This is a genomic window from Sphingomonas sp. Leaf38 (assembly GCF_001421825.1).
GTDB lineage: Bacteria > Pseudomonadota > Alphaproteobacteria > Sphingomonadales > Sphingomonadaceae > Sphingomonas.
The window spans coordinates 1,495,767-1,500,934 of record NZ_LMLD01000011.1 but is presented as its reverse complement, the minus strand read 5'-3'; the positions used below and the strand labels follow the sequence as shown (position 1 = coordinate 1,500,934).

At 68.3% G+C, this 5,168-nt stretch carries 5 protein-coding genes; 2 read left to right on the top strand and 3 right to left on the bottom strand.

Features of this window, described 5'->3' with window-relative positions; all coding sequences use genetic code 11:
* Positions 1 to 13: 13 nt before the first annotated feature.
* Both ASE88_RS14290 and ASE88_RS14285 read left to right on the top strand, forming a co-directional pair.
* Complete coding sequence (locus tag ASE88_RS14290; RefSeq protein WP_056478750.1) at positions 14 to 1,018, top strand: alpha/beta hydrolase; 1,005 nt, start codon at positions 14 to 16, stop codon at positions 1,016 to 1,018.
* 68 nt (positions 1,019 to 1,086) lie between these two features.
* Positions 1,087 to 1,278: a hypothetical protein gene (locus ASE88_RS14285; RefSeq protein ID WP_056478747.1), complete on the top strand. Its 192-nt coding sequence runs from the start codon at positions 1,087 to 1,089 to the stop codon at positions 1,276 to 1,278.
* Positions 1,279 to 1,282: 4 nt separating this feature from the next.
* On the opposite strand, the gene ASE88_RS14280 is transcribed toward ASE88_RS14285, so the two are convergent.
* From ASE88_RS14280 to ASE88_RS19610, 3 genes are all read right to left on the bottom strand, one after another.
* Entirely contained in the window at positions 1,283 to 3,169 is a 1,887-nt protein-coding gene (locus ASE88_RS14280; protein ID WP_056478745.1) for an XrtA/PEP-CTERM system amidotransferase, read from the bottom strand.
* Positions 3,170 to 4,645 (bottom strand): exosortase A, encoded by a 1,476-nt coding sequence (xrtA, locus tag ASE88_RS14275; RefSeq protein ID WP_156357033.1) that lies wholly within the window; start codon positions 4,643 to 4,645, stop codon positions 3,170 to 3,172.
* On the bottom strand, positions 4,642 to 5,168 hold a 527-nt coding region (locus tag ASE88_RS19610; protein WP_235527954.1), incomplete at its 5' end, for a glycosyltransferase. The genes xrtA and ASE88_RS19610, both read right to left, overlap by 4 nt.

Here is a 5,168-nt window from a genome sequence, read left to right as displayed (position 1 = left end):
CTAGCAGTCCGGCATGACCTTCGACCGCCGCTCGCTTCTCACCATTCCCCTTGTTGCCGGAGTCGCACCCGCCGCGTTCGCGCGGAACGGGGCGCAGCTTGGCAGCGGCCAGCCGCGCGAGACGGACCTGCCGGTCTGGCCGCCCGCCGAACGGTTCGCGCTCTGGCCGGGCATTCCGCAGGGTGCCCCGAACCCGCTGCCGACGCCGCATCCGACAATGCCGCGCTATCCCGACGGCTATCGCGATTTCCAGATGCGCGGCGTGGTCCGTCCCGAGGTCGGCGTGTTCCGGGCGCCGCGGCCCGACGGTCGCGCGGTGCTGATCGTCCCCGGTGGCGGCTATGCGATCACCTCGCTCCGCAACGAGGGTATCGACGTCGCGCGTGCGCTCAACGCGTTCGGGATCACTGCGTTCGTGCTCAGCTATCGCCTGCCGGGCGAAGGCTGGGCGGACCGGGCCGACGTGCCGCTTGCCGACGCGCAGCGCGCGATGCGGCTGATCCGCGCCAATGCGCGCACCTATGGCATCCGCGCGGACAAGCTCGGGGTGCTCGGCTTCTCCGCCGGCGGTCATCTCGCCGGATCGCTGACCGTGCTGCCCGACTTCAACGTCTATCGGCCGGTCGATGCCGCCGACCGGCATTCTGCACGCCCTGCATGGGCCGGGCTCATGTATGCCGTCTCGAACATGGATCCCGGGCGCAGCCATGGCGGATCGCGCGCCAACCTGCTCGGCCCCGATCCGCTGCCCACGGTCCAGGCGCGCTATGCGATCGACCGCCAGCTCCGGCCCGGTGCGCCGCCGCTGTTCCTCGTCCATGCCGAGGACGACACTACCGTGCCGGTCGCCAATAGCGTCGACACGCTCGCCGCCGCGCACCGTGCCGGTATCCCCGCGGAAGCGCACTTCCTCCAGCGCGGCGGCCACGGCTTTGGGACGCGCCTGTCGCCGCGCTCGCCGGGATCGTTGTGGCCGCAGTTGTTCGATCGCTGGATGGGCGACCTCGTTACTACGTAACGATACGAGTCAGGCTTACGGACCTAATTACGGCCGCGGAACGTTCAACCCGCAATTAGGAGAGCGTGATGTCCCGTCCGCATGCCGAGCCCCGCACCGTCTTCCACGAAAACGGCGAGGTGATCATCGACGGGCCCGATGGCACGATCATCGCGATGACCCCTGAAGCGGCGTTGCGTACCGCGGGGCGGCTCGACGAAGCCGCACTCGACGAACTGATCGCCCGCGCGCTGATCGGGGACGGCGGCAAGCTGGACTGAACGCCTAACCGAACATCCGCTTCATCGAACGGTCCAGCATCACGAATTGCCAGAGCGTACGGCCGTGCTCGGCGCGACCCATTCGGTGCTCGTCGGCGATACGCGCGAGAGTCGCCATGTCGAACCATCCCGTCTCGCCGAGGGTGCGCGATTTCGCCAGTGCGCGCGCCTCTCCTGCCAGATGGTCGCGGAACCACGCGCCGATTGGAGTCACGAAGCCCATCTTTTGCCGATAGAGGATCTCGCGCGGCAGATAGGGTTCCAGCGCCCGCTTCATCAGCCATTTGCCCTCGCCGTGGCGCAGCCGCATCGTCGCCGGCAGCGTGGCACAGAATTCGACGAGGCGGTGGTCCAGCAGAGGCTCGCGCGCCTCGAGCCCGACGGCCATGCTGGTGCGATCGACCTTGGTGAGGATATCGCCCGGCAGCCAATGCTTGATGTCGGCATATTGCGCGCGGTCGATCGCGTCGCGGGCGGGGGCATCGGCCATCGTCGCGACGTAGCGATCCTCGGCGCGATACCCTTGCAGGACGGTGCGCGCGCTCGGGCTGAAAAGTTGGGCGCGCAGTTCGGGCGTGGTGACGCCGACCGCGCGTGCATATGCTTCGCCGCCGCCCCTCGCGAGCGCTAGCAGCGTCGATTTCGCACGCAGCGGGCGCGGTGCCCAATCGGCCTTCGGGTACCAGCGGCCCAGGGTGCCGAACACGTCCTGCCGCAGAGCCTCGGGCAGCAATCCGCGAACGCGCTCTTCCGCAGCCTGGAACTTGTAGCGACGATAGCCGGCGAGCGCTTCGTCCGCGCCGTCGCCCGACAAGGCGACCGTAACGCTTTCGCGGGCCAGTGCGCAGACCTGATACGTCGCGAGCGCCGAGGCATCGGCGAACGGTTCGTCGAAACTGGCGACCAGCGTGTCGATCAGGCCGAAATCGCCCGACTGGACAACGCGTTCGCGGTGATCGGTCGCGAACCGCCGCGCGACGGTGGCGGCATAGCCGCGCTCGTCGTGCCCCGCCTCATCAAACCCGATCGTGCAGGTACGGACGGCCCGGGGGCTCGCCTCCGCCATCAGCGCGACGACCGCCGAGCTGTCGACGCCACCCGACAGAAAGGCACCCAGCGGCACATCCGCAATCATGCGCGAGCGTATGGCGGCGCGCATTCGGTCGACCAGTTCCTCGCCCAACGCCTTGGCCGACCCGGTCGCCCGGCTGGAGAAATCAAGGTCCCACCATTGGCGTGGCTGCGGGACGGGGCGGCCGCGCTCGATCAGGAGGAAATGGCCGGCGGCGAGCTTCTTCACGCCCGCGACAAGACACGCGTCGTCAGGAACATAGCCAAAGGCCAGATAATCCTCGACGGCGCGCAGGTCGGGCACGCGGCGGAGTTGAGGGTGCGCGAGCAGCCCCTTGAGCTCGGATGCGAAGGCAAGCGACCCGTCCGCCAGTTCGACATAATGGAGTGGCTTCACGCCCATCCGATCGCGCGCGAGAAACAGCGTGTGCGCCGCCGCGTCGTGGATCGCGAAAGCGAACATGCCGTTCAGCCGGTCGAGCATCGACGCCCCCCAGGCGCGCCAGGCGTGGAGCAGGACTTCGGTATCGCCCTCGGTCCGGAAGCGTGCGCCCTTCGCGGTCAATTCGGTGCGCAGCTCGGCAAAATTATAGACTTCGCCATTATAGGTGATCGTCAGATCGCCGTCGGACATCGGCTGCGGCGAGCCTTCGAGGTCGATGATCGACAGCCGGCGATGGCCCAGCCCGACGCCGGGTGCGGTCCAGATGCCGTCACCGTCGGGACCGCGATGCGCCTGTGCGGCGATCATCGCGAGGACGCGGTTGGGCTCGACCGGCTTGGGCGTGCCCGGATGGAAAATCCCGGCGATGCCGCACATCTAGCGCATTCCCGCGGCATGATCGGCGACGGTGTCGAGCGGGCCGAGCGCGCCGAGAAAGCGCCCGATCGGCTGCGGATCCGCGCCCTCCGTCGACAGATGGATCGCCACCGCGCGCTGCGGGCCGCCGAGCAGCCGCGTCTTCATCGTCTCGATCTTCACCAGCGTCTCGTCACTCGTCGTTGCGTCGCCCACCCGGTACCACGTCGCGACGATCCGCTCCACGGGGCCGGGCGCGGTGATCCGCATCGTCGTTCCGTCGGCGATCGCGGGAAGATCGGCGACGCGGACCCAGCGGTCCTCCTGCCGGAGCACGCCCGTACCGAACGCGATCAGCTCCTTGCCTTCATGCTGGCTGGCGAAGACCGCGATACTCATGTCGACGGTCGCGCCCGATGCATCGGCATAGCGACCGAACAGATAGTGATCGGCACCGGGGTAATAGGGAGTCCAGGGCGCCCGCGTGCTGACGGGGACGCGGTGCCAGCCGGGTATGTCGGGCAGCGTGATATGCGGAGGCAGCACTTGCGCGCGGCCCGATACGACCGCACTCCAGGCGGGGAACAGCGCGACCGTCGCGAGCACCAGCGCGGTGGCAATACCGAGATCGGTGCGATGGCGTGGCGGCGTCTGGAGCTTGCCCGGATCGAAGGCGGGGTCGTCGGGGCTGCGGTCAAACCAGCGCCAGCCGATCGCAAGTACGCCAGCCATCACCAGCCCGAAAAAGACCCAGCCATAGATGATGTGGTCAAGGCCGGTGGCCGCCTCGACCGAGGTCAGGTCCGCTGCCCAGATCGTGCCGAACGCGCGAAACCCGTTGGCGATGACCGGCACGACCACCGAAACGGCGAGAAAGATCGCGCGGCGTCGGATCGAGACGAAGCACAGATTGGCGACGAGCACGCCGAACGCGACCATCGCGATGACGAACTTGGCGCCCGAGCAGGCTTCGGCGACCTCGAAATAATAGCGACCGGCGTGAATCAGCACGCCGTCGACCACCGCGGGCACGCCGACGAGGTGGAGCAACGGCATGACGATCGCGACCGTCACCGCCTGCAACGGCGGCTCCAGTCCTTCGCCGAACGGAACGAGAAACACGGCGTAGCAGAGCGGGAACAGCAGGCCACGCGTGACGTTGGGACCGAAGATCGTCACGACCGTGCCCTGCAGCATCATCACGAGGCCCAACTGCCGCGCGAAACCGACCGAGGCGGCGTCACCCATCAGCCAGCCCAAGCCTCCGATCGCGACCAGGGCTAGCCCGGGCCACCATCCCGTCGGCGTGAGTTGGCCGAGCTCGGCCCGGCGCTGCCAGACGAGCCAGGCGATGACCGGGCCGATAAAGAGGCAATGGCCGAACGTCGTGCTGGTCCACCAGATGCGTGCGAGATCGGCCACGTCGCCGCGGAACGTAAGCAGGATCAGCGCCGCCGACAGCACGAACGCGAGGCCGTGGCGGCGCCAAGCGATCACGGCGCGAGTCCGAGCAGCGCGTCGAGCGGAGCTAGCCGGGCGTCCCAGCCGTAACGACCAATGACGTGCGCGCGGGCGGCGTGGCCGATCAGCGCGGCGGCGTCGGGCGATTCGATCAGCGTGGCAATCCGGTCGGCAAAATCCTGTGCGGTATCGGCGACGCGGATCGTGTCGCCGTGATCGATCCCCTCGGCAGCGGCGACAGAGGCGACGACCGGCCGCGCCATCGCCATCGCTTCGAGCACCTTGTTCTGGATGCCGCGCGCGAGCTTCAGCGGTGCGACGCAGACCGCGGCAGATGCGAGCCAGCCCCGCACGTCGTCGACCGCGCCGGTAACGGTGACGTCGTCCCCCGCAAGCGCCAGAACCGCGGCGGTCGGTGCACGGCCGACGATCGCGAAATGCGCGGGGTGGCGTTGGTGGAGCAACGGCAGGATGCTGCGCACGAACCACGTCACCGCGTCGATGTTAGGCCGATAGTCCATCTGACCGGTGAAGACGATCAGCGGGACATCGTCGCGCT

Bases quoted from the DNA above. Each gene is read 5' to 3' on its own strand.
- ASE88_RS14290 (WP_056478750.1), top strand. From the start codon at position 14: ATGACCTTCGACCGCCGCTCGCTTCTCACCATTCCCCTTGTTGCCGGA.
- ASE88_RS14285 (WP_056478747.1), top strand. From the start codon at position 1,087: ATGTCCCGTCCGCATGCCGAGCCCCGCACCGTCTTCCACGAAAACGGC.
- ASE88_RS14280 (WP_056478745.1), bottom strand. From the start codon at position 3,169: ATGTGCGGCATCGCCGGGATTTTCCATCCGGGCACGCCCAAGCCGGTC.